The sequence below is a fragment of the Kitasatospora sp. NPDC032757 genome (genome assembly GCF_055579305.1).
On record NZ_JBVINN010000006.1, the window covers coordinates 1 to 25,603 of the forward strand.

24 protein-coding genes are annotated in these 25,603 nt (G+C 75.3%); 5 read left to right on the forward strand and 19 right to left on the reverse strand.

What is annotated here, in order from left to right; translation table 11 throughout:
• The first annotated feature begins 139 nt into the window (after positions 1-139).
• Positions 140-481, forward strand: a complete 342-nt coding sequence (locus ACZ5WK_RS10825) for a hypothetical protein (protein WP_465546981.1) — start codon at positions 140-142, stop codon at positions 479-481.
• 128 nt (positions 482-609) lie between these two features.
• On the opposite strand, the gene ACZ5WK_RS10830 is transcribed toward ACZ5WK_RS10825, so the two are convergent.
• The 4 genes from ACZ5WK_RS10830 to ACZ5WK_RS10845 all read right to left on the reverse strand — a co-directional run bounded on the left by ACZ5WK_RS10830 (position 610) and on the right by ACZ5WK_RS10845 (position 3,983).
• The gene (locus ACZ5WK_RS10830; RefSeq protein ID WP_465546983.1) at positions 610-1,266 is read right to left on the reverse strand and encodes a GPP34 family phosphoprotein; all 657 of its coding nucleotides are present in this window, start codon (positions 1,264-1,266) and stop codon (positions 610-612) included.
• A complete protein-coding gene (locus ACZ5WK_RS10835) occupies positions 1,263-1,949 on the reverse strand; it encodes an acyl-CoA-like ligand-binding transcription factor (protein ID WP_465546985.1) in 687 nt (228 codons plus the stop codon). Before ACZ5WK_RS10835 ends, ACZ5WK_RS10830 begins: the two co-directional genes overlap by 4 nt.
• Positions 1,950-2,121: 172 nt before the next feature.
• Positions 2,122-3,450, reverse strand: coding sequence for a YhgE/Pip domain-containing protein (locus ACZ5WK_RS10840; RefSeq protein ID WP_465546986.1), 1,329 nt, complete (start codon positions 3,448-3,450; stop codon positions 2,122-2,124).
• Between the two features lie 209 nt (positions 3,451-3,659).
• Positions 3,660-3,983, reverse strand: a complete 324-nt coding sequence (locus ACZ5WK_RS10845) for a DUF1330 domain-containing protein (protein WP_465546988.1) — start codon at positions 3,981-3,983, stop codon at positions 3,660-3,662.
• 234 nt (positions 3,984-4,217) lie between these two features.
• On the opposite strand from ACZ5WK_RS10845, the gene ACZ5WK_RS10850 reads away from it, so the two are divergent.
• The gene (locus ACZ5WK_RS10850) at positions 4,218-5,228 is read left to right on the forward strand and encodes an NADP-dependent oxidoreductase (protein ID WP_465546990.1); all 1,011 of its coding nucleotides are present in this window, start codon (positions 4,218-4,220) and stop codon (positions 5,226-5,228) included.
• A 13-nt stretch (positions 5,229-5,241) separates the two neighbouring features.
• Here ACZ5WK_RS10850 and ACZ5WK_RS10855 read toward each other — a convergent pair whose 3' ends face one another.
• From ACZ5WK_RS10855 to ACZ5WK_RS10895, 9 genes are all read right to left on the reverse strand, one after another.
• On the reverse strand, positions 5,242-6,711 hold the full coding sequence (locus tag ACZ5WK_RS10855) for a glutamate synthase subunit beta (protein WP_465547236.1): 1,470 nt from the start codon (positions 6,709-6,711) through the stop codon (positions 5,242-5,244).
• Between the two features lie 258 nt (positions 6,712-6,969).
• A complete protein-coding gene (locus tag ACZ5WK_RS10860) occupies positions 6,970-7,725 on the reverse strand; it encodes an alpha/beta fold hydrolase (protein WP_465546992.1) in 756 nt (251 codons plus the stop codon).
• Between the two features lie 54 nt (positions 7,726-7,779).
• Complete coding sequence (locus ACZ5WK_RS10865) at positions 7,780-8,391, reverse strand: hypothetical protein (RefSeq protein ID WP_465546993.1); 612 nt, start codon at positions 8,389-8,391, stop codon at positions 7,780-7,782.
• 44 nt (positions 8,392-8,435) lie between these two features.
• Positions 8,436-9,842, reverse strand: coding sequence for a DUF58 domain-containing protein (locus ACZ5WK_RS10870; RefSeq protein ID WP_465546995.1), 1,407 nt, complete (start codon positions 9,840-9,842; stop codon positions 8,436-8,438).
• A gap of 182 nt (positions 9,843-10,024) precedes the next feature.
• On the reverse strand, positions 10,025-11,095 hold the full coding sequence (locus ACZ5WK_RS10875) for an AAA family ATPase (protein WP_465546996.1): 1,071 nt from the start codon (positions 11,093-11,095) through the stop codon (positions 10,025-10,027).
• Positions 11,096-11,219: 124 nt separating this feature from the next.
• The gene (locus ACZ5WK_RS10880) at positions 11,220-11,717 is read right to left on the reverse strand and encodes a hypothetical protein (RefSeq protein ID WP_465546998.1); all 498 of its coding nucleotides are present in this window, start codon (positions 11,715-11,717) and stop codon (positions 11,220-11,222) included.
• Positions 11,714-12,697, reverse strand: a complete 984-nt coding sequence (locus ACZ5WK_RS10885) for a DUF4129 domain-containing protein (RefSeq protein ID WP_465547000.1) — start codon at positions 12,695-12,697, stop codon at positions 11,714-11,716. Before ACZ5WK_RS10885 ends, ACZ5WK_RS10880 begins: the two co-directional genes overlap by 4 nt.
• A gap of 186 nt (positions 12,698-12,883) precedes the next feature.
• Entirely contained in the window at positions 12,884-13,945 is a 1,062-nt protein-coding gene (locus ACZ5WK_RS10890) for a phosphatidylinositol-specific phospholipase C domain-containing protein (RefSeq protein ID WP_465547001.1), read from the reverse strand.
• Between the two features lie 186 nt (positions 13,946-14,131).
• On the reverse strand, positions 14,132-15,454 hold the full coding sequence (locus ACZ5WK_RS10895) for a hypothetical protein (protein ID WP_465547003.1): 1,323 nt from the start codon (positions 15,452-15,454) through the stop codon (positions 14,132-14,134).
• Positions 15,455-16,730: 1,276 nt separating this feature from the next.
• On the opposite strand from ACZ5WK_RS10895, the gene ACZ5WK_RS10900 reads away from it, so the two are divergent.
• Positions 16,731-17,396: a response regulator gene (locus ACZ5WK_RS10900; protein ID WP_465547237.1), complete on the forward strand. Its 666-nt coding sequence runs from the start codon at positions 16,731-16,733 to the stop codon at positions 17,394-17,396.
• Between the two features lie 7 nt (positions 17,397-17,403).
• Here the strand turns inward: ACZ5WK_RS10900 and ACZ5WK_RS10905 are convergent, their stop codons facing one another.
• The 4 genes from ACZ5WK_RS10905 to ACZ5WK_RS10920 form a co-directional block, all read right to left on the reverse strand.
• Positions 17,404-18,660, reverse strand: coding sequence for a sensor histidine kinase (locus ACZ5WK_RS10905; protein ID WP_465547005.1), 1,257 nt, complete (start codon positions 18,658-18,660; stop codon positions 17,404-17,406).
• Positions 18,653-20,227: an FtsX-like permease family protein gene (locus tag ACZ5WK_RS10910; RefSeq protein ID WP_465547007.1), complete on the reverse strand. Its 1,575-nt coding sequence runs from the start codon at positions 20,225-20,227 to the stop codon at positions 18,653-18,655. The genes ACZ5WK_RS10905 and ACZ5WK_RS10910 overlap by 8 nt, the downstream gene beginning before the upstream one ends.
• Before the next feature lie 5 nt (positions 20,228-20,232).
• Positions 20,233-20,985: an ABC transporter ATP-binding protein gene (locus ACZ5WK_RS10915; RefSeq protein ID WP_465547008.1), complete on the reverse strand. Its 753-nt coding sequence runs from the start codon at positions 20,983-20,985 to the stop codon at positions 20,233-20,235.
• 82 nt (positions 20,986-21,067) lie between these two features.
• On the reverse strand, positions 21,068-21,643 hold the full coding sequence (locus ACZ5WK_RS10920) for an NADPH-dependent FMN reductase (protein WP_465547009.1): 576 nt from the start codon (positions 21,641-21,643) through the stop codon (positions 21,068-21,070).
• Positions 21,644-21,802: 159 nt separating this feature from the next.
• On the opposite strand from ACZ5WK_RS10920, the gene ACZ5WK_RS10925 reads away from it, so the two are divergent.
• Positions 21,803-22,741, forward strand: a complete 939-nt coding sequence (locus ACZ5WK_RS10925; protein WP_465547011.1) for a pirin family protein — start codon at positions 21,803-21,805, stop codon at positions 22,739-22,741.
• A gap of 109 nt (positions 22,742-22,850) precedes the next feature.
• Positions 22,851-23,528, forward strand: a complete 678-nt coding sequence (locus ACZ5WK_RS10930) for a TetR/AcrR family transcriptional regulator (RefSeq protein ID WP_465547013.1) — start codon at positions 22,851-22,853, stop codon at positions 23,526-23,528.
• Positions 23,529-23,576: 48 nt separating this feature from the next.
• Here ACZ5WK_RS10930 and ACZ5WK_RS10935 read toward each other — a convergent pair whose 3' ends face one another.
• Positions 23,577-24,059 (reverse strand): hypothetical protein, encoded by a 483-nt coding sequence (locus ACZ5WK_RS10935; RefSeq protein WP_465547014.1) that lies wholly within the window; start codon positions 24,057-24,059, stop codon positions 23,577-23,579.
• A gap of 822 nt (positions 24,060-24,881) precedes the next feature.
• Entirely contained in the window at positions 24,882-25,478 is a 597-nt protein-coding gene (locus tag ACZ5WK_RS10940) for a hypothetical protein (protein WP_465547016.1), read from the reverse strand.
• Positions 25,479-25,603 lie beyond the last annotated feature (125 nt).

A 25,603-nucleotide genomic window follows, 5' to 3' on the forward strand; every position in this document is an offset into this window, starting at 1 on the left:
CTGCTTGTGACCACGTGACAGGTAGTTACCTACCGCAACGCCGTATCGCCTTGACGGCAATACGGCTTCCCCTGACCCGCTACGCGGGAGATCCGTTTCCTCCCCCGGCTGAAGCCGGGGGTATCCACGGAGGTATCCGATGATGAAGGACCTCCCTCACGGCCTGCCGCCGGCGAACTCGCGGAAGTGGCACAGCCGCCGCTGGTGGGACCAGCTGGGGTATCTGCGCGTGCGTTCGCCGGCGAACCCGAACTGGCCCCGGGACATGCCGTGGCTGATCACGTGGTTCCGGCGCGAGCGGTCGGCCGCGCCGCCGGAGGACCAGGCCCTCTACGACCGGGCCATCACCGCCTCGGCGGACGCTGAACGGGCGTGGGATCGCGTGCCCGAGCCCGTCGACGAGCTGCTCGCGCGGCGGCAGGCGAGGCACCTGGACGAAGTCCGTCGGGCCCGAGCCGGCCGAGGTGAGGCCAGTCCCTGATGTCGCTGCCCGGCGTCGGTGCCGTCCGCCGCCCGAGGTTGATCGCCGGGCCGGCCCGGGTGCGCGAGGCCGTCAGCGCGACGCCGTCAGCGCGAGGCCGCCAGCGCGAGGCCGTCAGCGCGAGGCCGTCAGCCGCCGCTCCCCATCCCGCCCTGTGCGGCGACCATCGTCATCCCCAGGCCGGCCACCGCCCGGGCCAGGCCCGGTGCCTCCTCGGCCAGCCGGCCGGTGAGCGCGGCGACCCGGTCGGCGTGGTCCCGCCGGTCCTGCCGGGAGACGACCAGCCGCAGGTGCCCGTGTGCCGCCAGCGCCGCCAGCACGGCGTCGGCGAACGGGACCGCGCCGACCGGGCCGCCGCCGCGGACGACCTCCGCCGCCCTCAGCTGGAGGTCCTGGGCCTCGCGCGGATCCGCCAGAGCCACCGGGCGCAGCGGCTCGACCGCGCCGTAGGGGTTGCGGTCCTGCACCGTCAGCACACCGAGCACCGCGAGCTGTTGCTCGACGGCCTCCAGCGTCTCGTCCCGGCTCCGTCTGATCCACGACTTCCAGCTGCGCGGGCGGGAGTCCAGCTCGGCGAGCACCGCGTCGAGGACGCGGTCCTCCGCGGAGGTGGTCGCCATGACCCGGACCCGGCCGGTCCTGTCCTCGGCGAGGTCGCCCCGGTGGGCGAGTTCGGCCAGGGCGGCCGCGCGCAGCAGGAAGCCGGCCCGGGTGCGGTCCTGGAGGGCCTGGGCCCGGGTGTCGAAGGCCAGCAGGTAGGCGGCCAAGTGCAGCGGTCGGCTCATGACAGCGACGATACGGCGCCCCGCGCGGCCCGCCATCCGCCCGCAGGACGGAGTCCTTCTCCACGTCCGGAACCACCCGACCGGCCTCGCTCCTCCTGCGGTCCCACCGAGGCCGGGCCCGGGAGGGGTGCGGCGCGGCCGTCGGGTACCGGCTCGGCGGCGAGCACATCGAAGGCCTGGTCGAGGAGGTCCGGAAGGTCCGGGGCGGCGGCGCCGACCGCGGGGTTCCGGACCCAGGCGCGCGAGGCGGCCTGGAGGGCGGCGGCGCCGAGGCCGGTGGCGACGGCGGGGCGCAGGTCTCGGTCGGCGTCCAGGCCGAGCCGCGCGGCGGCGATCCGGATGGACGCCTCCTCCTCGTCGACGCAGATCCGCCGGTAGGCGGCGGTCAGCGTGGGCTCCTCGACGATCAGGCCGAACAGCTCCCGCACGCCCGGACGCCGGTGCCAGGCCGGGTCCCGGTCGTCCCGGAGCCAGGCATGCAGGGCCTCGCGGTAGGCGGTCAGCGGGGGTTCGGCCGCGGGGCGGGCGGCCAGGGCGGCGTTGATGCGGGCGAAGTCGGCCCGCAGGCAGTCCAGCACGGCGTCCTCCCGGGAGGGGAAGTACCGGCTGAAGGTGCGCCGGGAGACGTCGGCCAGGTCGGTGATGTCCTCGCCGGAGACGGCGGCCAGGCCCCGTTCCAGCACCAGCCGGAGGGGGCGGCGGCCAGCGACTCCCGGGTCCGGCGGGCCTTGCGGTCGCGCTGCCGCTCGGGGGCCTCCCCGGTGGCCGTGGCCGTCTCGATGCTCACGCCGCCCACCCGTACACTCGGGATGTCCCGCGAGGACATGAGTCCCGGCGGGACATCCCGGGTGCCGCTCAGCTCACCTCGGGGTGGAAGCGGTGCAGGCCCTTGCGGTCGTAGTACCTGGTCATCGCGAAGCCGAAGACCAGCGCCGCCACCGTCCCGATCCCGATCATGATCCAGGCCCGGGCCAGCCCCGCGTCGGCGCGCGCGTCGAAGTACAGGATCGACCGGACGCCGTCGCTGAGCTGGCGCATCGGCTCGAACACCGCCAGCCCCTGGTAGAAGTCCGGCAGCGCCTGCAGCGGAATGGTCGCCCCGGAGGACGGCAGCGACAGCGCGATGAAGACGAACATGCTGATCAGCTGCCCGATCCCGCCGAACGCGGCGATCAGCGCCTGCGCGCCGAGCCCCACCGCCGCGCTGGCGCAGACCGAGAAGACCCAGAGCAGCGGCAGGTGCGAGGCGTCCATCCCGAGGACCACCACCGTCGCCAGCATCACCAGGCTGGACGTCAGCAGGGCCAGTCCGACCGACATCACGTTGGTGACGACCAGCGTCTGGGTGCGGCTGATCCGCACCAGCGGCCGCTGGGTGCGCAGCGGGCCCAGCTCGCTGGCCGCGTAGCCCAGGGCCACGTCGACACCGTTGCTGATCACGTTCGCGCCCAGGAAGCCGCAGAGGACGAGCAGCAGCGTGTAGTAGAACGCGGTCAGGCCGAGGCCGCTGTGCGGGCCGATGGGGTGGCCGACCTGGACCTCGACCGTCACCGGGTCCGCCAGTTGGAGCGCCGCCGCGTTGGTCGCCGCGCCGCCCTGGGCGGGCGGCTGGCCCGGCGGCTGGGCCTTGGCCTGCGCCTGGGCCTGCGCGGTGAGGGTCCTGCCGAGCTGCGCCGAGGCCTGCTGCGCGGCCGCCTGGGAGATCGAGGAGGCCAGCGAGGAGGCCAGACTGCCCACCCCGGGGTTGGTCAGGACGGTCATCGTCGGGCGGGCCGGCGGCTGCGGCCCGGCCGGGGCACCCATCGCCGCCACGGCGGCGGTGAAGCCGGCGGGGACCTCCAGCGCGCCCGCGAGCTTGCCCGAGGACAGCTGCTCGTCGGCGCCGGCCCGGTCGAGCACCCGCCAGTCGATCTGCCCCTTCGGGTCCGGCGCGGTGGCGATGCCGGCGGTGATCTGCGCGCCGAGGTTCTGCTGCTGCCCGCCCACGACGGCGCCCCCGTCGGAGTTGACCAGGCCGATCGGCAGCCGGTCCAGGTCGGCGCGCGGGTTGATGATGCCGCCCATGTAGAGCAGCGACAACAGGAACGCCACCGTGCCGATGATGATCGTCGGCACCATCCAGACCTTGGGGTTGCGCAGCACCTGCCAGGCGCGTACGCCGCCCTCAGGCCGGTTCGAAGTCATGGCTCTCCCGTGGACGTCGCTCGGTCGGCCCCCGCCCGAACGTAGCCGTCCGCCTCCGCCCGACCGTGGCGCCTCGCCCGTACCGCCCACCGGGCCGACCCGGTCGGCCCGGTGCCCCGGAAGGCGAGGCGGGAGGCGGGGCGGGAAGCGACGGGGAAGCGGGGCGGGAAGCGCGCCGCGGAGGGGCTCGCACGGGTCGGGCCCGGCGCTCAGTGCTTCAACCCGTCCGCGCCCCGGTAACCCGCCGGCACACCCTGGGCGAACACCACGTCGGCCACCATGTGCCGGGTGCGCAGCGTCAGGATCTCCCGGTAGGCGGGCGAGTCGTACCAGGCGCGCAGCCGCTCGCGGTCGGGGAACTCGATGATGATGAGGCCCTGGCCCCAGGCCCCTTCGACCGTCTCGACGTCGCCCCCGTGGGCGAGGAAGCGGCCGTCGAAGGGGTCGAGGGTGGCGTCGATGCGCTCCAGGTACTCGACGATGTCCGGGCCGAACTCGACCGAGTGGACCTGGGCCAGCGCGTAGGCGGTCATTGCTGCTCCTCTGGGCGGTCCCGGACGTCACGCTCCGGGGCGGTGGGCCATGGGCTGTGGGTGCCGGGTTCCCGGCTGCGGGTTCCGGTTTCCGGCTCGGCCACGACGGTACGGGCGCGCGGGCGGGCCGGAATCGGTCATGGATCGGTAGGGGTTGACCGATTGCCCCTGGCGCACTGACTAAGCGCTTGCTTAGAATCGGCTCCGTCGTACGTCCAGCGATCGGGAGCCGCCATGTTGTCCGCAGAGAACCGTCAGATCCGCCTCGCCCGGCGCCCGGTGGGCGAGGTCGGGCCCGAGGACTGGGAGCACGTCACCGAGGCCGCCGCGGCGCCCGCCGAGGGGCAGTTCGCCGGGCGGACCAGGTTCGTCTCGCTCGACCCGGCGATGCGCGGCTGGCTGGACGACCGCCCCTCCTACCTGCCGCCGGTCGGCCTCGGCGAGGTGATGCGGGCCGGCTCGGTGGTCGAGGTGACCGAGTCCAACCACCCGGGCTTCCGGATCGGCGACCTGGTCGCCGGCACCTTCGGCGTCCAGTCGCACGTGGTCTCCGACGGCAAGGGCACACTGAAGATCGACGCGTCCGCCGCCTCGCCGTCGACCTTCCTCGGCGCGCTGGGCATGCCCGGCATGACGGCCTACTTCGGGCTGCTGGACGTCGGGGCGCTCAAGGGGGGCGAGACGGTCGTGGTCTCGGGCGCCGCGGGCGCCGTCGGCACCATGGCCGGCCAGATCGCCAAGGCGAAGGGCTGCCGGGTCGTCGGCATCGCCGGCGGGGCCGAGAAGTGCGCCCTGCTGACCGACGAACTCGGCTTCGACGCCGCCGTCGACTACCGCACCGAGAACGTCAGGAAGGCGCTGCGCACCCATGCGCCGGACGGCATCGACGTCTACTTCGACAATGTCGGCGGCGAGATCCTGGACGCCGCCCTGGCCAACCTTGCGATGCGCGCCCGGGTGGTGGTCTGCGGCGCCATCAGCCAGTACAACACCACCACGGGCGTCCAGGGCCCGTCGAACTACCTGTCGCTGCTGGTGTGCCGGGCCCGGATGGAGGGTTTCGTGGTCTTCGACTACGCGCCGCGCTTCACCGAGGCCGCCCGGGAGATCGGCGGCTGGATCGCCTCCGGGCAGATCAAGGTCCTGGAGCACGTGGTCAAGGGCACCGTCGACGACTTCCCGCAGACCCTGCAGATGCTCTTCCGCGGCGAGAACACCGGCAAGCTCGTCCTCGAACTGGTCTGACCGCTCCGCCCCCTCAGACGGTGAGCGGCCCGTCCGAGGGGGCGACCGGGGCCGGGAGGTCGGTGCTGCCACGCAGGTAGCGGTCGACGGCCGCGGCCACCGCCCGGCCCTCGGCCACCGCCCAGACGATCAGCGACTGCCCGCGCCCGGCGTCGCCCGCGACGAACACGCCCTCCGTCCCGGCCGCGAAGCCCTCGTCCCGGGTGAGCCGGCCCTGCCGGTCGGCGGCCAGGCCGAGTTGGCGGACCAGGCCGGTCCTGCGCCCCGGACCGTTGAAGCCGAGGGCCAGCAGGGCCAGCTCGGCCGGGAGGGTCCGCTCCGTCCCCGGCCGGGGGCGACGGTCGCCGGGCCGCGCCTCGGCGAAGCGGACCGCCGCCAGCCGACCGTCCGTGCCCGCCTCGAACCCCACCGTGACCGCCGCGAACACCCGCGGCTCGGCCGCCGAGCCCCCGGCCTCCTCGTGCGAGGTCGTCACCCGGTACACCTTGGGGTGGACGGGCCAGGGCTGGCCCGGCGAACGGCGCTCCGGCGGCCGCGGGTTGATGTCGAACTGGGTGACGGCGGCAGCCCGTTGGCGCAGCACCGTACCCAGGCAGTCGGCGGCGGTGTCGCCGCCGCCGACGATCACCACGCTGCGCCCCTCGGCGCTCAGCGGGGAGGCCTGGCAGTCGCCCTCGTCGACCCGGTTGGCCAGGGTCAGATAGGTGATCGCCTGGTGCACCCCGGGCAGCCGGCGGCCGGGCACCGGGAGGTCCCGGCAGGCGGTGGCGCCGACCGCGACCACCAGCGCGTCGCACCGGGCGCGCAGGCCGTCCGCGGACACGTCCCGGCCGACCGCCACCCCGGTGCGGAACCGGGTGCCCTCCGCCGCCATCTGGTCGATCCGCCGGTCCAGTCGGTGCTTCTCCAGCCGGAACGGCGGGATGCCGTACCGCAGCAGCCCGCCGATCCGGTCGGCGCGCTCGTACACGGTCGTGGTGTGCCCCGCCCGGGTCAGCTGCTGGGCGGCGGCCAGGCCGGACGGCCCCGAACCGACCACCGCCACCCGCAGGCCGCTCATCCGCTCCGGCGGCTGCGGCCGGTCGTAGCCGTCCTCCCAGGCCCGGTCGGCGATCGCCAGCTCCACGTTCTTGATCGTCACGGCCTCGGCGTCGATCGCCAGCACGCAGGCGCTCTCGCAGGGGGCGGGGCAGAGCCGGCCGGTGAACTCCGGGAAGTTGTTGGTCGCCAGCAGTCGTGCGGCGGCCGCGCCCCAGTCGTCGTGGGCGACCAGGGTGTTCCAGTCGGGGATGACGTTGCCCAGCGGGCAGGCGTGGTGGCAGAACGGCAGGCCGCAGTCCATGCAGCGGGCGGCCTGGGCGCCGATGACCGGCAGCAGCGCCCCCTCCCGGTAGACCTCGTGCCAGTCCCCCAGCCGCTCCTGCGGGGGCCGGCGCTCGCGCGCCCGGCGGGGCGTGGTGAAGAAGGCCATGCGGTCGGCCATGGAATCAGCCATCGCGGTCTCCGGCAGGGCGTGCCAAGGCGGGGCGGTGACGCCGCCGTACCGGGCCGGTCGGGCGCGCCGCCGGGCTGCGCATCACCGTGTGGCCACCGTACGCCTGCGAACCGCCCGGCGGGAGGGGCGGGGGCGGGCCGGCCCGCCGGGCGGCCGTCCCAGCGGGTCGGCGGACCCGGCGGTCGGACGTCGGCGGCGGGTCGGCGGCGGGTCGGCGGCGCGCCCGGCTGTCCCGGAGGGGGCCGCTCAGGCCTTCAGGAAGGCCTCCAGCGCGGTGGCGAAGGCCACCGGCACCTCGTGCATCGGGTAGTGGCCGGAGTTGGTGAGGACCTCCAGCTCCGCCTGCGGGTAGTGCGCCAGCCAGGTCTGCCGCATCACCTCGGCGGACAGGGCCGGGTCGCGCTCGCCGACGAAGACCTTGACCGGGAGGGTGCTCCCGGCGACCTCGGCCGCGAAGTCCTGCGTGGTCCAGTCCCGGAGGTAGCCGGCCACCGCCTCCGGGCGGGAGCCGGCCACCGAGCGGGCCGTCATCGCGTCCAGCCAGCGCGCGCAGGCGCGGTTCCCGGTGACCAGGTCGAGGATGGCCCGCCGGTTGGCCGGGTGCTCGGCCGCACCGTGGAAGAGGTCGTACGCATCGCCCTCCAGCGGGAAGGCGCTCGCCGGGACCGGAGCCACCCCGACCAGCTTCCGCACCCGGCCGGGCGCCTCGGCGAGGACGCGCTGCGCCGCCTTTCCGCCCATCGAGTGGCCGACCACGGAGAAGCCGTCCCAGCCCAGCCGGTCGGCCAGGGCGAGCACGTCCGACGCGATCTCGGCGAGGGTGAACTCGCCCTCCACGTCTCGCCGTTCGCCGTAGCCGCGGTAGTCCGGGAAGGCGTAGGCGAAGGCCTCCGGATCCAGGTGGTCGAGGAACTGGCCCCAACCGGCGCTGGTGCCGAACCAGTCGTGCAGGACGAGGACCTTGTGCTCACCGTCTCCGATGGTTCGATGACCGATCGTCATGGAAGGCTCCCTTGGGGTGGTGTGACGGCGGGTACCTTCCCCTCGGCCGCCGGGCTACTCCCGGCCCTGCCCACGCCGGTGGGGCCAGAACGCCAGACCGGTGCCGCAGACGGCCGCCACCAGCCCGAGCACTGCCACCGGGCGCGACCACTCACCCGCCCCGGTCGGCGCGAACGCGACCGGCAGGACCAGGACGGACGCGGCGACCGCGGCCACCGCGTGCGCCGGCCGGGCCGTGCGGCGGTGCGGGCCGAAGGCGTCGACCAGCAGCAGGTAACCGGTCAGCAGGACGGCCACCGCCGCGGCCTGCCAGAACGGCGGCTCGCCCGGCGCGGCGAGCAGCACAGCCCCGGCGGGCAGCACGGTGGCGCGGCCCGCCAGGAGCCGGGCGGGCCAGCCGACCGGACGGCGCGGCGCGTCCACCGGCGGCACGGCGACCGCGGCGGCGAGGACGACGGCGACCACGGCAGCGGCCGGCCCGAACCGGTCCACGGCACTGCCGGGGCTGCCCGCCGGCCCCGCGGCGGCGAGCGCCAGGGCGGCGCCCGTGACGCGCAGCGCGGCACGCTCCGGCCGGCGCTTCGGCGGCACGCTCGCCGTACTCCTCGGGCTGTCGTGGTGCGGATCCACGGTCTTCGGCCGCGCATTGTTCGGATCCGTGTTCATCGGATCCACGGTCTTCGGACCCACGTGCAAGCCAGGACCGGCGGTCATCGGACTCCTCCCCCGATCCGGCGGCGCAGCAGGGGCGCGAGCGCCAGGTCGAGCGTCTCCCCCGGGACGTAGCGGGCCACCGGGATGCCCTTCGTGCGCAGGGCCGAGCGCATCGCCTCGCGCTCGGCGTGCCAGAGCCGCAGGGCGACGGCGTCGATCTCGTCGCCGGGCGCCACGGGCGGCTCGCCGGCCGGGATCTCCACCACCACCAGCGGGTTGCCGCGCTCGCGGACCTGCCCGAGCACCTCCAGGATCCGCTGGTCGGCGAGCGAGCTGAACGCGTACACCAGCGCGTGGCCGGGCAGTGCGGGCAGCGGAAGCCGCGGGAGGGCGGGGCCGCGGTGGCGGCGGTCCAACCGGACCTCCAGCACGCTCTCCACCATCCGGTAGAACTGGCGGTCCCCCGTGCCGGCGGTCAGCCAGCGCAGCGTCCCGCCGACCGCGATCAGGCCGACCCGGTCGTGCCGGCGCAGGTAGGCGCGGGTCAGCCCGCCGGCCGCACGCAGCGTCTCGTCCAGACTGGACAGCCCGGTGGCCGCGTCCCGGAAGTCGGCCAGCGCGTCCAGCAGGACGACCGCGTCGGCGGCCCGCTCGGCTGCGAACTGGTTGATCTGGACGGCGTCGCGGCGGGTGGTCGACGGCCAGTGGATGCGCCGCTGGCGTTCGCCCGGCACGTGCGGGCGCACCCCGACCACCTCGACGCCGGTGCCCTCCTGGGCGGTGGTGTGCTCGCCGAGCCGTTCGGGCAGCCGGACCGGGATCGGGGTGAGCCGCGAGGCGCTGGGCACCGGGAAGACGTCCACCTCACCGAGGTCGCTGCGCACCGTGCGGCGGGTCAGGCCCCCGGCGTCGTAGACGTCGACGTCGACGGCGCCCAGGGTCCACCGGCCCCAGCTCCGGGTGCGCAGGACGAGGTCCACCCCGGTCGCGCCGACGGTGAGCGCCTCCAGGGCCACGCCGGGGCCGAGCGCGATGGTCGGGTCGAGCGGGCCGATGCGCCCGTCGTGCCGGACGGTGATCCGCACGACGATCTGCTCGCCCTCGAAGCAGCGGCGCGGTTCGGCCGTGCTCTCCGCGGTCAGCCGGGACGGTCTGCTGCGGCCCGGGGCGGCGAGCGCCAGCAGGACGGCGGGGCCGGCGGCCAGGGCGAGCAGCCAGGCGTGCCCGGTGGCCAGCGCGGCGACGGACGCGACGGCGGCCACGGTGAGCAGGCGCAGGCTCTGGTCACCGACCCGCCAGTGCGACGAGGGCGGGGTGCTCGGCAGGCCGGCCACGGTGGCCCGGGCGCTGCGGGCCAGCAGGCGGGCGGTGACCCGGTCGTGTGCTCGGGCGGGGGGCCGTGCCGTGGTGGGGGCGGAGGGCTTGCGGTCGGTGCTCGCGGGCGCCGAGGCCAGCCGCCGCACGGGGCGGCGGCCGGGGCCGGCGGTCTGCGCGGCGAGCCGCCGGGCCCGCTCCCCGGCACGGTCTCCGGGCGGCCCGGCGGGGCCGGGGTCTCCGGCAGGCCGGTTGGGTCCGGCAGGTCCGGCAGGTCCGGCCCGTCCCGTGCGTCCGGCAGGTCCCGTGGGTTCGGCCGGCGGCGCGGGACTCACCGGGCGCCGCCCGAGGAGCGTTCCGCGTCCGCCGCCCTCGGCAGGGTCTGCGGCGCCGGGACGGTGGCGACCAGCCGCGCCACCACGTCGTCCGCCTCGATCTGACGGACCCACAACTCCGGCTTGAGCGTGACGCGGTGGGCCAGGGCGGGCACGGCCAGCGCCTTGACGTCCTCCGGCGTCAGGTAGTCGCGGCCCTCCACCATCGCGCGGGCCCGGGCCAGCTGGATCAGCGCGAGACCGCCGCGGGGCGAGGCCCCGACCTGGATCTGCTGGTCGTTGCGGGTGGCGTCGACCAGCGCGACCACGTACTCGACCAGGTCGTCGTCCACCTCGACCTGCTCCACCGCCGCGCGCATCGCGAGCAGTTCGGCCGGACTGCTGACCGTCTCCAGAACCGGCTCGGGCGCCGACCGGTCCAGCCGGGCCCGGAGCATCGCGGCCTCCAGCCCGGTGGACAGGTACCCCATCCGGACCCGCAGGAGGAAGCGGTCGAGCTGCGCCTCCGGCAGCGAGTAGGTGCCCTCGTACTCGATCGGGTTGGCGGTGGCGATCACCGCGAACGGCTGCGGCAGCCGGCGGGTGGCCCCGTCCACGGAGACCTGACCCTCGGCCATCGCCTCCAGCAGCGCCGCCTGGGTCTTCGGCGGGGTGCGGTTGATCTCGTCGGCCAGCAGGAGCTGCGCGAAGAGCGGGCCGGGCTTGAACACCATCTCCCCGCTGTTCCGGTCGTAGAAGGGCGCGCCGGTCACGTCCGAGGGCAGCAGGTCGGGGGTGAACTGGATCCGGCGGAAGTCCAGCCCGAGGGTGGTCGCGAAGGAGCGCGCCAGCAGGGTCTTGCCGAGCCCGGGCAGGTCCTCGATGAGTACGTGACCGCCGGCCAGCACACCCAGCATCACCAGGCGGAGGGCCTCGGGCTTGCCCACCACGGCCCGTTCGATCTCCTCGACCACCGCGCGGGCGCGCTTGCCGGCCTCCTGCGGGGTCAGCACGGCGGCCGGCGCGGCCGGGGCCTCCGGCGTGGGTACGGCGTCCGGGGCGGCGGGGGCCTGGGGAACGGCGGTCATGGCTCTCCTGAAGGGGCTGCGGTGCGTGCCGTGAGGTGGTGGTGGGGTGCCGTGAGGTGGGGGTTGGGTGCCGTGAGGCGGGGGTGCAGTGCTGTGGGGTGGCGGTGCGGGGCCGGCTCCTCGGCTACAGGGATTCGAGCCGGTCGACGAGGGCGAGCAGGACCGGCGCCGGAACGGTCGCCGCCGGGGCCGCGGCCTCGGGGTCGATCCAGGGCCAGAGTCGGGGTCCCACCAGTTCGGCGGCCCGGTCGCGGTCGGCGGGGAGCGAGAGCCCGTGCGCCTCCGACAGCCGTGCGGCATAGAGCCGTTGGAGCCGGCCGCGCAGCGGTCGGCCGTCGCCCTGCGGGTCGAGCCCGTGGTGGATGGTCCAGCGCCAGTCGCCGAGCCCGGGCTCGTGCGCCTCCATCACCCGCGCGCGCCGGCGCAGGCCCTCCTCCCCGAACCCGGCGCCGGCGACGTACCGGCCGGTGACCAGGGCCACGGCGGTCAGCACGACCGCCCCGGCGCCGGCCGCGGGCGCGCCGCCGACCAGGGCGAACACGATCTCCGCCAGGACGCCCACCACGGTCAGCTCGATCAGGCTGTGCCGGACCGAGCCGGTCAGCTGCTGGTCGGTCGTCACCGGCGGTCTCCTGTCCTGCCCGCGGCCGCGACGGGTGCGGGCGGCTCCTCCGCGCGGCTCTCCAGGTGGGCCGCGATGGCGTCCAGGGCCGTCTGGGCCCGGCGCACGTGGGCGTCGTCCATCGGGTGGGTCGAGTAGCGCGCCTCCCGGAACAGCTCGGTGAGCGCCTCCGCGTGGAAGCGGTCGACGCGGTCGTCGGCCACCGCCCGCTCCAGCAGCTCGGCCGGGCTGTCGCAGACACGCCGGGACACCCCGGAGGCCGCCAACGAGCCCTCCATCGCGGCGTAGCAGGCGATCACCGCGGCACGCGCGTCGTCGCCGCTCAGCGCGCGGCGGCCGGTGGCCACGGCGGCCGCGAGAACGTCCTCGGGGCGCGGCGGGGCCGCGGGCAGCGACGACGCCGGCCCCTCCCGGTGGAGGCGCAGTCGCCGCAACCCCGAAACGAGGACCACCAGGAGCGCGATCACCGCCGCAACGGCCAGCACGGCGATCAGTCCCGCGAACACCAACCCGAACAGGCTCCCGGACCCCTCGTCGACGGCCATCGACGGCGGCGGTGTCGGCCGGGTCGATGGCGTCGGCAGCGGCTCCAGGGGCACCGCCGGTGGGTCGTCCGGCCCGGAGGCCCGGATGCGGAAGAGGTACATCAGCACCGGCACCGCGACCGCGGCCCCGGGCAGCAGCACGGAGGCGGACTGCCGCAGCCGCTCGGCCCACGGCGTCGGCCCGTCCAGGTGGCGGACCTCCTCCCGGAAGCGCATCGCGAACCGGCCGACGACCACCGCCCACCCGGCCCCGAGCAGCACGACCAGCCCCGCGGCCCCCGCCGGCCCGGTGGCCGCCGTCCCGAGCAGCCCTCCGTCCGGCCGCAGCGCCGCCGCGGACACCAGGAGCCCGGCCACCACCAGCACGCCCGCCGGCCACCGGCCGGACCTTCGTCGGGCACGCTCCGGCGCGCCCGACGGCACTTCGTCGCTCACGCGGCCCCCCAGTCCTCCGCAGCGCGGATGATCACGCGCGAGGTGCAGCGTCGCACACCAACTGTCGCGTTGTCATCCCCCGGGAGGCTGCCGGGCAGCGGCCTCCGGCCGTGCCGCCGGGCGGGGGTGATCGGCCCCGGGACGGCCCCGGGACCGTCAGCCCCGGGACCGTCAGCCCCGGGAGGGTCAGCCCCGGGGGAGGACGAGGGACTGGACGGCGGGGAGCTTGCGCCAGTCGCTGGAGACGATGCTCGCGTGGGCCCGGGCGAGCTGCTCGGTGCGGGCGCGGGCCTGGTCGGCCGTCGGGTCGGTCGCGCTGATCGCGGGGGCGACGTTCTGGGCGTCGGTCATCGTCAGCAGGTAGTGCCGGCTGTCGTACCAGGAGGTGTCCGTCCCGCCGGTGTACGCGGCGGCGTCGCCGTCGAAGACGACGAACCAGGGGCGGATCGCCGTCTCCGCGTACTTGGTGCGGGGGTCGCCGGCTGCGGCGCCGTGGACGGCGGGGAACACCTGGGCGTCACCGGTCCGGCCGGCCGCGGCGAGGTCGCGCAGGTGCCGCCCGTACTCGACGTCGGTGGGCAGGGTGTCGAAGGGGTTGCCCTCCTCGAACGACCCGGGGATGACGTACACCAGCACCCGGCCGGCGAGCGCCGCACGGCTCGGCCAGTTGCCGGCACGGGCGGCCTCGTCGACGTTCGGGTAGCTGCCGCCGCCGGGCTTGGCGAGCAGGTCGGCGGGGCGGAAGACGGCGGGGCCGAGGTGGGCGGCTATCAGCGAGTCGAGCTGGGCGGGGCCCATGCCGCGGTTGCCGGCGAAGCCCGCCTTCAGCTCCAGCTTGACGACCAGCGGGCCGGCCGCGGGGTGGGCCCCGAGCCAGATCCGGACGTCGTCGAGGCAGGTCTCCAGGTTCTTGTTGGTGCCGCCGCTGTAGAGCTGCGCGGGCGTGCCGGCGGCGGCGCAGTTGTTGGCGTTGCCCAGCGGGTTGGAGTGGCTGACCTTCCACTCCTTGGTGACGGTGTCCGTCCACGCGTCGAGTTCGATCATGCCGGTGCCGGTGTCCAGGCCCTGGGCGAGGTAGCCGAACGCGGCCGGGTCGTAGGTGTTGTGGATCCCGACGGTGGTGGCCGAGCCGAAGGGCAGCTCGGCGGGGCCGCTCGCGTCGGCCGACGTGGCCGGCAGGAGGGCGGTGGCGGCCGCGGCGAGCAGACCGGTGGCGATGGTGCCGGCGAGGGCGCGGCGTGCGGTCACGATGACTTGTCCCCTTGTCAGAACGCGTACGGCGGTCGTCTTCGGACGATGCCGGACCTGAGCATCCCTCACATGAAGGAGACACAACAACACCGTGACGGCCGCGGGACAAGTCCGCCCGGTCCCCCGCGCGGGCCGGCTCCCCGGCCCGGCCCGCTTCCCCCGGGGGCGGACCGGGCCGGGGCATCACTCCGCGACGATGGCGACCCGCCGGGCGGCGTGCCGGACGTCGGACACCGGGTGCGCGCGCAGCGTGCGCAGGGCGGACCGCCACCCCTGCGGCCAGTGGAACGCCGGACCGAAGGCCTCGGCCAGCCCGGTGGCCAGCAGGCCCTCCGCGAGGCCGTCGCCGGCCGACAGCCGCCGGACCGCCTCCAGCATCGCGGCCTCGTCGACCCCTCGACTCCGGTTGTACGCATGGAGGTTGCACAGGTGGGTGGCGGTGGCGGCGGCCAGCACGGGGTGGCCGTCCAGGGCGGCGGCCAGGGCGCGGAGGGCGGCCACCAGCTCCGGCAGGTCGGCCCGCACGTCCAGCGACCGCGTCATCGCCGAGAGCCGGGCCGGGAGGAGATCCGGCTCGTCCGCCAGCAGGCCGGCCACGGCCGCGAGGGCCTCCGGCCCGCGCACCGCCATCGTGACCAGGTGGTGCAGCCGCCGGAATGCCGGCAGATCCCGATCGGCCTCGTCCTCCGGCTCCCCGCCCCGGACGACGCCCAGCAGCTCGGTGACGGTGCGGTGCAGCAGGCTGCCCGGAGCGGCGCCGCCGACCGGGTGCGGCAGGCCCGAGCCGGCCAGTGTGCCGATCACCCCGGCAGCGCGGTGCCAGCCGGAGCGGCTGCGGGTCAGGTCGGTGGCGACCCGCCGGACGGCGTCGGCGGCCTGCGGCGCGTACGCAGCCCAGAGCTCCAGAGCGGACAGCGCGTTGTCCGCCACGTCGTGGTCCGCGTCCTCGGCCAGGCCGGCCAACAGCCCTGCGTAGCGCGGACGGTGGGCCGCTGGGAGGTCCAGCGGACGGGCCGCCTGCAGGGCCTGCCGCACCGGCGGCGCGTCGCTCCCCACGGCCTCGTCCAACAGCTCCCAGACGCCGGCGGCGGCCCGCGGGCCGGCGGCGAGCAGGCCGGGCACGCACCGGACGACCGCGGCCCGTACGTCCGGGTGCTGCCGCGGGGTGCGGTACGCGGTGGCGAGCAGGCCGGCCGCCTCCGCGGGCGGCAGGTGGCGCGCGGTGAGGCGGGCGGCCTCCTTGCGGCTGGTCACCTTCGCGCCGGTGGTGGCCGTCAGCAGCGCGCCGAGCGGGCCGGAGAGCGCAGCCGCCGGGGTGCGGGCGGCGACGCGGTCGGCCGCGTAGACGGCCACCCGGGCCCGGTCGCCGCCCGCGTGCGCGAGCAGGACGGCGAGGTCCTCGGCGGGCTCGTCCGTCCGCGCGAGGGCGGCGAGGGCCGCCTCGGCGAGGAGCACCTCGCCCGAGGCCGCGAAGTCCAGCGCGAGGGCGCGCCCCTGCTCGGGCACCGCGGCCGCCGAGGTGACGGCGGCCGGCCGCGTCGCGCGCGAGCCGGGCCGCCGCCTCCTGCTGCCGGGGCAGCCAGCGGTCGGCGTACCGGAAGTCGGGCAGCGGCCGGCGGGCCCGGCCCGGCAGGAACCGGCCATACGGCGGCTCCTCGGCGAGCAGGGCGTCCAGGAGATCGGTACGGCGGGCGGCCAGCGCCTCCCCGACGGCCGGCAGGACGGCGGCCGAGGGCTCCGACGCCAGCAGCTCCGCCACCCGTTCGTCGCGGGTCGCCGGATCGGCGAGCCACCTCCGGGCCGCAGCGCGGAAGGCCTCGTCATCGCCCTTGCGCAGCGCCTCGCCCAGCAGCTCCTGGAGCTCGGGCAGGCGGTACGCACGCCGGCCGAGCGCGCCGTGGAGCGCGAACAGCAGCCCGTACTCGCCGTGGTCGGCACCGGCGCGGAGCCACGGCTCCAGCGCGGCGACGACCAGCCCCTCCTGCCCGCGCCGCAGGGTGTGGACGAGCCCGCCCAGGTCGACGCCGCCGGTGCGGCCCGCGAGGCGGCCGAGGGTGCCGGCCGCCCAGTCGAGGAGCTCAGGCTCCCCGGCGGCGGTGTGGTGGCGCAGGACACCCAGGGCAAGGTCGCGCAGCGCGTTGCGGGTGGCCCAGGAGCAGTCGCGGGCCTGGACGGCCGCGAGGGCGATCCGGTCCAGCAGCCCGACGTCGCCCACGGTGAACGGCGCACCCGGCACAGCGGCCAGGGCCTTCAGGGCCTGCGCCCGGATCGGGTCCCGCTCGTTGCGCAGCCGGGCGTCCATCAGGACGAGCACCTCGGACAGGGCGGCGTGGTCCCGGGCGTGGCCGGCGTTGGCGACCAGGTACGGCCACGCCGTCGCCCGGTCCTCCGGGTCGGAGGACCGGACGGCCGCGAGCAGTCCGGGCCGGGCCTCGGCCACCGGCAGGTGCGCGAGCGCTGCCAGGACGTCGCCGATCCACCACTCCTCGGCCCGCCCCCTGGCCGCCAGCTCCCGTGCGACGGCCGCGCGGCGGTCCCGCGGCAGAGCGGTCAGCAGCGGCGCCGCGGCGGCCGTCCACTCCAGTGGTGCACCCGCCGTGACGGTGTCGTGGAACGCCTCCCGCCGGTGCGGCGGCATCGCCCGCAGCAGCGCCGCCAGGTGCTCCGGGTGCGCCAGCCACCGGTTTCCCGCACCGCCGGGTCGCCCGGCCGTCGAGCCGTCACGGTCGTGCTTCCGGCCCGCGCGGACCGGCACTCCCCTGGCGGCCGCGATAATGGCGTCGTGATCGACAGACAGCTGCGCGTGGTACTGGCCGAGGACTCCGTGATCCTGCGGGAGGGGATGGTCGAGTTGCTCGGCGCCCGTGGATGCGAGGTGGTCGCTGCGGCCGGCACGGCGCCGGAGTTGCTCGCCGCCGTGGCCGAGCACCGGCCCGACGTCGCGGTGGTGGACATCCGGATGCCGCCGACCCACACCGACGAGGGCATCCGCGCCGCTGTCGAGCTGCGGGCGACCCTGCCGGAGGTCGGCATCCTGGTCTTCTCGCAGCACGTCGAGACCGCCTGGGCGTCCCGGCTGCTGGCGGGTGGCGCGGCCGGGGTCGGGTATCTGCTGAAGGAACGGGTCGCCCGGACGTCGGAGTTCGTGGACGCGCTGCGCCGGGTCGCGGACGGCGGGACGGCACTGGACCCGGAGGTGGTGACCCGGCTGATGCGGGGCGGGCGGCGCGGCCGGGTGGACGCGTTGACGCCGCGCGAGCGGGAGGTGCTGGAGCTGATGGCGCAGGGGCATTCCAACCGTTCGATCGCCGGGCGGCTGGTGGTGTCGGAGCGGGCGGTGGAGAAGCATGTCGCCGCCGTGTTCACCAAGTTCGACCTGCCGGCCACGGATGCGGACAACCGCCGGGTGAAGGCGGTGCTCACCTACCTCTCCGAGACGGGTGACTGACGAGGCGTCACATACGGCTCGGGAGAACCGCGGTGACGACGGTGGGCCCGCCGGCCGGGCTCTCCACCCGGAGCACGCCGTCCACCGCGGCGAGCCGCTCGCCCAGACCGGCCAGCCCGGTCCCGCCGGCCGGCCCGCCGGGCACGGCGCCGCCGCGGCCGTCGTCGCGCACCACCAGCCGGACCCGGCCGTCGGCGGCGGTGGCCGACAGCTCGGCCGTCCGGGCGCCGCTGTGCTTGGCGAGGTTGGTGAGCAGTTCGGCCGCACAGAAGTAGACGGCCTGCTCGATCGCCGGGTCGGGCCGTTCCCACAGGTCGAGACGGACGGTGACGGGGACCGGCGAGGTGGCGGCCAGTCCGGGCAGGGCCTCGCCGAGGCCGCCGTCCAGGGCGACCGGGTGGATGCCCCGGGTGAGCCGGCGCAGTCCGGTGATGGTGTCGTCGGTCTGGCCGCGGGCGCGGTCGACGAGGGCTCGCAGGCGGGCGAGGTCGGGACTCCCGGGGCCGGCGCCGGGGGCGAGCGCGTCGTCGGCCAGCGAGAGGGTGATGGCGAGGGCGACCAGCTGGGCCTGGGTGCCGTCGTGCAGGTCGCGCTCCAGGCGACGCAGCCGGTCGGTGTTGGCGGCGAGGAGCGTGGCACGGGCGGATTCGAGGGTGCGGACCCGCTGTTGGGCGCGGGCCGGGCCGAGCAGCAGCCGGGCGATGCTCCGATTGGCCGCGGCGAGCGCGCGGTTGGCTGGTGGAAGGGCCGCCAGGACGGCCAGGCCGAGCAGGACGGCGGCCGCGTCCGGCCAACCGGCGGGCCGCTCCCCCGGCTCCAACAGCCGTACCCAGAGCGGGAACCCGAGCAGCCAGCCGCAGGCGAGCGGCAGGGCGACGGCGGCGGCGAAGCCGAGCAGTCCGAGCGGCAGGCGCAGCAACAGGTAGAGCAGCGCACGCCAGGCGACCGGGTCGGTCAGGACGGCGCGGCCGCGGGCGAAGGCGCCGGCCGGCCTCGGCAGCGGCGGCGGCGGTTCCACGTACTCGCCCAACAGCCGGCCGACCGGCCGGCGGTGGAGCCCGCCGAGGCCGCGCGCGCCGGCCAGCGCCAGGACCACGAACGGCAGGCCGAGGACCGTGAGCGAGAGCAGCGTCCCGGCGTAGAGGACGGCGAGCGCGTAGGCGCCGCCGAGGACGGCGGGCGGCAGGCCCGCGACGGCGAAGAGCAGTTCGCCGCCGCGGACCGTGAAGTACCGCCGCACTCCGGAGGGGCGCCGGTCAGCCACGCTCGCCGCCGGCCAGTTGCGCGGCCGGGCCGGTGACGGCACGCAGGCCGGTGCCCAGGATGCCGGGGACGGTCAGCGCGGCCGCGCCCGCCACGATCCAACCGCAGGCGGCCACCGGGACGGTCGGAGCGGCGGAGCCGGTGACGGCCGTGCTGAAGGCGGCCGAGGCGACGCCGGCGACCGCCGCACCCAGCAGGACGCCCACCGCCGTGGTGAGCGCCGCCTCGACGCCGAGCATCCGCAGCAGCTGGCGCCGGGTGGCGCCGAGCAGCCGGAGCAGCGCGAACTCGCGGCGGCGGTCGGCGGTCAGAGCCACCAGGGTGTTGACGGTGGAGACGGCCGCGAAGCAGACCAGCATGGCCAGCTCCGCCTGGCGCAGCCAGACGTCGCTCGCGGAGGTCACGGAGGCGGCCGAGGCGGCGGCCCCGGGGAGGGCGAGGGTCGCCGCGTGCTCGGCGGTGCTTGTCATGATCGACATGGTGCCCGAGAGACCGACCAGGAGCGCGACCGGCACCACCGCGGCCGAGAGCCGGTGCGCGTAGCCGCGCAGGTTGGCGTCGGCCAGCCAGCCCGAACGGGGCGCCGCCCACCGCACCGGCGCGCCCAGCACGGCGGCCAGGACGCGGGCCGCGAGCGGTCCCAGCAGGGCGACGGCGACCAGCAGCACCAGCGAGGCGAGCAGGGCCGCCTGCCCGGCCTTGTCGAGCTGGTCGGCGGGCCGGGTCGCCGCCAGCCGGAGCAGCAGCGCGCCGCCGGTCAGGGTGCCGGCGCCGGCCAGCAGCCGCAGGGCGCCCGTCCGGCCGTGCTCGGTCGAACCGGCGGTGAGTGCGGCGGCCGGCGGGATCCGGGTGATCCGTCGGGCCGCGACGGCAGCCGCCGCCAGGCCGACGAGCAGGGCGGCGGCGAGCGCGACCAGCATCGGCAGCGGTGTGCCCGGCACCCGGACGGCGGGCGCGGCCATCCCGCGCTCCTGCAGGGCGGCGAGGAACCTGCGGGCGGCGAAGGCCCCGGCCGCCCAGCCGGGCCCGGCCACCAGCAGGGTGGTCGCGACCACCTGGCCGCGCACCAGCCGGCGGACCTGCCGGGGTGTGGCGGCGACGGTGCGCAGGAGCGCCAGCTCCCGGTGCTGCTGGCGCAGCGCGAAGCCGAGCGCGTTGACCACCACGAAGAAGGCCACCAGCACCGCGATCTCGCCGAACGCGCCCGCGATCACCATCAGGCCCGGCCCGGCGGCCGCCCGGCGGGCGGCGGCCGGCGCGGTGACCTCGGCGGCGAAGAGCGAGCCGAAGAGCGTCACCGTGGCGACGGCGAGGAAGAGCGCCACGGCCAGCCCGGCGAAGGCGGCGGGTCGGCGGCGGAGCTGGCCGAGCGCGAGGGCCGGTACGGGGCGCCCGGTGCGGGGGGCCGCGCGACCGGCGCGGGAGGCGGGGGACGGCGGCGTGCTGCCCGGCGCGGGCCGCCGGTCCGGGGCGGCCTGCCGGTCTGTGGCAGTGCCAAGGTCCGGCGCGGCGCCCGGGGGCGGGACGGCGCCACGGTCAGGCGCGGTGCCCGGGGGCGGGGGCGTCATCGCGCTCACCCGCCCAGCCGGCTCAGCCGCTCGGCGACCGACGCCGCCGTCGGGTGGGCCAGCTCGTCGACCAGCAGCCCGTCGGCGAGCAGCAGGACGCGGTCGGCGTAACCGGCTGCCACCGGGTCGTGGGTGACCATCACACAGGTCTGCCCGTCCCGGTCCACGCCGGTGCGCAGCAGCGCGAGGATCTCGTGACCGGTGGCGCGGTCGAGCGCCCCGGTGGGTTCGTCGGCGAAGAGCACGTCGGGGCGGGTGACCAGGGCGCGGGCGATCGCGACGCGCTGCTGCTGGCCGCCGGAGAGCAGGCCCGGCCGGTGGCGTTCGCGGCCGGCCAGGCCGACCCGGGCGAGCGCGTCCTGCACGGCGGCGCGGTCGGGGCGGGCGCCGGCCAGCCGGCCGGGGAGTTCGACGTTCTGGGCGACCGTCATCGCGGGCATCAGGTTGAACGCCTGGAAGACGAACCCGATCCGGGTGCGCCGCAGTTCGGCCAGCTTGCGTTCGGGCAGCCGGGACACCTCGGTGGAGCCCCACCGGACGGTGCCGCGGGTGGGCCGGTCCATGCCGGCGAGGCAGTGGAGCAGGGTGGTCTTGCCGGAGCCGGAGGGCCCCATCACGGCGGTGAAGGTCCCGGGGGCGAACGCCACCGACACCCCGCGCAGCGCCCGCACGGCGGCGCCGCCCCTGCCGTACTCCCGGTGCAGGTCGTCCGTGCGGGCGGCCGGTTCCGCGACCGCTGTCATTCTCGTCTCAGCCATGTCTCCATGCTGGCCGGGCCGGACGCGGCGATCGATCGTGCTCGCCCCCGGATCGGGGGTTCGGTTTTCCGAACCCCCGCCCTCAGCGCGCGGCGACGGCGTCGATCTTGACCTGCAACGCCCGCAGGAGGTCCTGGAGCAGCCCGATGGTGGTCTCGTCGGTGAGGTTGCCCTCGCCGTCGAAGCGCTCGTGCGAGCGGAAGGCGATGACCTCGGGCTTGACCACGACGTCGCTGTCGGTCCAGACGAAGACCTGGCGCAGCGCCAGCTGGGCGCGGACGCTGCCGAAGTTGGTCGGGGCGGCGCCGAGGATCGCGGTGGGCTTGCGGTGCAGCGGCAGCCCCTCGGTCTTGGTCCAGTCGGTGCTCAGCCAGTCGAGGGCGTTCTTGAGGACGCCGGGGATGGAGTAGTTGAACTCCGGCGTGGCGATCAGCAGGCCGTCGGCGGCCTGGACGCGGCGGCGCAGGTCGTTGACGACGGCCGGCCGCTTCTCGGGGGTGTCGAGGTCCTGGTCGTACGCGGGGATGTCGCGCAGGCCGTCGTAGATCTCGATCTCCTGGCCACCGGGGTTGAACTTCTGGGCGGCGCGCAGCAGCTGGGTGTTGTGCGAGTCGGCGCGCAGCGAGCCGGAGATGGCGAAGATCTTGGCGGTGGCCATGGTGGGGCTCCTTCAGAAGGGCTACGGCGGGGGGGAGTTGTCGGACCGTCCGGTGATCCGGGCGGCTTCGACACCGAGAAAACTAAACCGATCAGTTCATTGTGTCAACCGAACGGTTCAGTCTTGACAGTGAACTGAATCGTGTAGTTCATTCGAGCCATGACCCCATCGAGCGCCACCGCCACCGCCACCGCGACCACCGCCATCTCCACCTCCGCGGCCACCACCCACGCCACCCCCACCCCGCGGTCCACCGTCCGCGTCGTCCGCCCCGTCCACACCTACGAGGGCGCGGGCTTCCCGGTCCGCCGCCCCTTCCCCACCGCCGACCTGCCCTTCCTCGACCCGTTCCTGATGGTCGACCAGGTCGGCCCGGTCGAGCTCGCGCCGGGCGAGGCCAAGGGCGCTCCCCCGCACCCGCACCGCGGCTTCGAGACGATCCAGTACGTCATCGCCGGTGACATCGCGAACGCCGACTCCCGCGGCCACCGGGCCGTCGTCCGGGGCGGCGGCGTGCAGTGGCTCACCGCCGGCTCCGGGATCGTCCACGAGGCCCTGCCCACCGAGGATTTCCTCGCCGAGGGCGGCCTCCAGCACATGCTGCAGATCTGGGTGAACCTGCCGGCCCGGCTCAAGTCCGTCCCGCCGCGCAGCCAGAACGCCGAGGCCGGCGACCTCCCCGTGGTCACCACGGACGACGGCACCGAGCTGACGGTCATCGCCGGCAGCACCCACGGCGCCACCGGGCCGTTCGGGACCCACACGCCGGTCCTGGTCGTGCACGCCCGCCTCGCGCCCGGCGCCCGGGCCGACTTCAGCGCGCCCGCCGGGCACAACGCCATGCTGTACGTGATGTCCGGCGAGGCCGCCACCCCCGATGCGGAGCTCCCGGACGGCCACCTCGCGGTGCTCGCGCAGGACGGCGAGCGGTTCACGGTGGAGGCCCGGGGCGGGGCGGCCGAGGTCCTGGTCCTGGCCGGCGAGCCGATCGGCGAGCCGGTCGCCCGCAGCGGCCCCTTCGTGATGAACACCGCCGCCGAACTGCGCCAGGCCCAGCAGGACTTCGGCCTCGGCCTGATGGGGCGGCTCCCCTGGTGAGCCCGGCCGACCGTCCGGCGCGTCCGTTTCGCCGCCTTTGCGAACCAAACCGTTCAGTTCATATACTGAGAAATCCCCGCTCCGGACCAGAACGCAAGAGGACACCGCCATGGGCGTCGACACGGCAGGCACGGCTGACGCGACGGACGAATACGGCATCCCGATCATCCCGGACCCCACCGACGCCGCCCAGCGCAAGCGCCAGGCCATCATCGACTCGGCGGTCACCGAATTCCTGGCCGCGGGATACTCGGCCGCCTCCATGGACGCGATCACCAGCCGGTCCGGCGTCTCCAAGGCGACCATCTACAAGCACTTCGGCAGCAAGGAACGCCTGTTCCTGGCCGTCATCGGCGGCATCCTGCCCCGCACCTACGCCGGGCTCGAGTCCTGTACCTCCACCATCGTCGAGGCCCCCGACCTGCGGGCCGCGCTGATCGACCTCACCACCGCCTGGGCCCGCATCCTGCTGCGCCCCGACATCATGTCGCTGCGCCGGCTGGTCATCGGCGAGACGGAGCGGTTCCCGCAGCTGGGCCAGCTCTGGTACCGGCTCAGCTACGACATGATCAACGGCCCGCTCGCCGAGGCCTTCGCCGAACTGGACCAGCTCGGCAGACTGGACACCCCCGAACCCGAGCTCGCCGTCCAGCAGCTCGTGGCCGCCACCCTCGGCGTCCCCCAGCTGATGGCCACCTTCACCCCCGACGCCGACCTCGGCGAGGCCGAACTCGCCCACCAGATCACCTCCGGTGTCGACCTCCTGCTGGCCCGCTACGCGCGCTGAGCACGCACGGGCAGGCCGCACCGGGCCGCACCCGGCCGAGCACGGTGATCAGAACAGCCGGTGCCCCTCGACCCAGACGGTCCGCTTGCCGCTCGCGCGGACGAGGCGGAACTTCCTGACGCCGGCGTGCGCCCGGCCGACCTGGACGAATGTCAGCCCGCCGATGAACCCCAGGGCCGCCAACAACAGGAGAATGCCCAACTGGTCCGTGGCCCCGGGATCGTTCTCGTCGACGGTCTGCCCACCCAGGTGGACGACCATGGGCACGGTGACGAGCAGCGAAATCAACAACGCCCACCCCACCGCCTGATAGACCAGCCGCTTCGAGCGGGCCTTGGCACGGCTCTCGACCGTGGCACAGAAATTGCGGCGGCACCGGTGACAGGTGAACGGGACGACCTTGTCACCCTGCTCCGGCCGGGTCCTTTCCTCTCCCGAGATATGGCCGACACTCCAGTTGACCCTGGTCGCGCTGAGTCCGGCCTCGACGCTCACGCGGCACCCCAGCGCCAGCGCATAGCGTTCGTCCACCGAAACCTTCCCGGCTCTCATCTTCCCCCCAACCCGCCCGCGTGCTCCGCGGGGTGAGTCAGAGTACTGCGCGGCGACCTTGCCCGGAACCCGGAACAGCCGACCGAATCATCTACGCCGAATGCGTCGGAGATACCGGCGCGAACGGCACCGGAATCCCTCGGAAACCGGTCCGCTTCTCGCTGAATGACGCGATCGAAATCACCGAGGAACGCACCGTGGAAATCGTCGCCGCCTGTCGGCCGGGCGACAATGGGCATGAACATGGCCGTGTTCGGGTTCCGCATGGGCAGCCCACCGGACGGACCTGCGCGCGGGCGCCCGTGTCGCCACCCGCGAGGCCCCCGCAAAGCGATAGGAATGGCTCCCGGGGGCCGATCCGAAGCGAGGGCGCGAGCACGGTGAACCAGCGAATCAGTGCACAACTACAGTAGCTGCGACCCGAGTTGGCACCGGGCGGCGACGCGCCGCCGGGGCTGGTCGGCACCGTCGCGGCCGCACTGGTCACCAACTTCGCCGCCTGGGGTAAACGTACAGGCTTCCCGCAGAGGAACCGGCGGCCCCGCAGATTCAGGACGACGAGCCGGCCGCCAAACGGCCGGTCGGCCAGACGCCGCCGGTACGTGCTGTGAACTCTCTGGCAAGTGGGCACGCGGCGGCCTCCAAAACGGCCCTGGACGGCCTTTCGCCACTCCCCAGCCGGGACAGTGATCGTCACGAAATGTGTGTCACAGTCAAAACCGGAGAGCGCCAACACCGTTACCTGGGCGCGCGCGGGTTGGTCCGTTCGTAGATGGTTCCTCCAGGGATGAACCATCCCGCCTAACTCTCCGTCACCATGGCCAGCATGGTCAGCGCAAACCCGACGGTCACCAACACCCAGAGCACTGCGGGGACCCTGCCCAACCAGCGCGGCCGGGGCTCCTTGAGGGTGCGGGAGGCGATCAGCAGACCCGCGCCGACCACCGCCACCCCCATCAGGGCCACCCCGGTCGGCAGGACCACGCCACCGCCCCAGATCCAGGCATCGCCATGGACGTACCGGGCGCGCACCGAGTCCGGATGCTCACCCCCGCACCACCAGGGCTTGTCCGGGTGGCTGCCCTTGCACGAGTTCGGCATCAGGTACGCATCACCCGAACCACCCCTCAGCTCGACGCCCTCGACCACCGGCCCGCCGTCGTCAGGCCGGAAGTCGCCGTAGCAGTGGTGTGTCGTACCGCTGCCGCCGTGATCGGTCGAGTACGACCGATTCTGACAGTCCGTCACTTTCAACATTCCGCGCTCGCCCACCAGCCCGGCGCCCGCCAGAGTCTGCGCCCCGAAGTGCACCAGCACCCAGAGCCCGACCGCCACCACATTCAGCGCGACATACAGCAGACCGACCCGCCGCGCAGTGCCCCCGCCCTCAGCAGCCATCCGTCCACGGTAGACGCCGGGAGTGACAAGTGTCAGTCCCCCTGCAGCCCAGGACAGCCACTCCCCATAACGCAGGCCACAGCCACGGACCGCAGGCCCTGACACCCCGGCCACGCAGCCAGACC